General features: G+C 69.5%; 1 protein-coding gene. It reads left to right on the top strand.

What is annotated here, in order from left to right; all coding sequences use genetic code 11:
* On the top strand, positions 1-538 hold a 538-nt coding region (locus IEZ08_RS39195; RefSeq protein WP_189244266.1), incomplete at both ends, for a HAMP domain-containing protein.

Genomic DNA, 538 nt, shown 5'->3' with positions numbered 1-538 from the left:
CATGGCCGGCAACCTCACCGACCAGGTCCGCAACATCTCGCAGGTGGCCACCGCGGTGGCCCGCGGCGACCTGTCGCAGAAGATCACGGTGTCGGCGCGCGGGGAGATCCTGGAGCTCAAAAACACCCTCAACACCATGGTGGACCAGCTGTCGAGCTTCGCCGACGAGGTCACCCGGGTGGCCCGCGAGGTCGGCACCGAGGGCCGGCTGGGCGGCCAGGCCGACGTCAAGGGCGTCTCGGGCACCTGGAAGGCGCTGACCGAGTCGGTCAACGTGATGGCCGACAACCTCACCGCGCAGGTGCGCAGCATCGCCGAGGTGACCACCGCGGTGGCCAAGGGCGATCTGTCGCAGAAGATCCGGGTGGACGCCCGCGGGGAGATCATGGAGCTGAAGGAGACCATCAACACGATGGTCGACCAGCTGTCGGCCTTCGCCGACGAGGTCACCCGGGTGGCCCGCGAGGTCGGCACCGAGGGCAACCTGGGCGGGCAGGCCACGGTGCGCGGGGTCTCGGGCACCTGGAAGGATCTGACC

Origin of the sequence: Planobispora rosea, assembly GCF_014648175.1 — a bacterium.
GTDB lineage: Bacteria > Actinomycetota > Actinomycetes > Streptosporangiales > Streptosporangiaceae > Planobispora > Planobispora rosea.
This window is presented reverse-complemented; position numbering and strand designations above follow the sequence as displayed.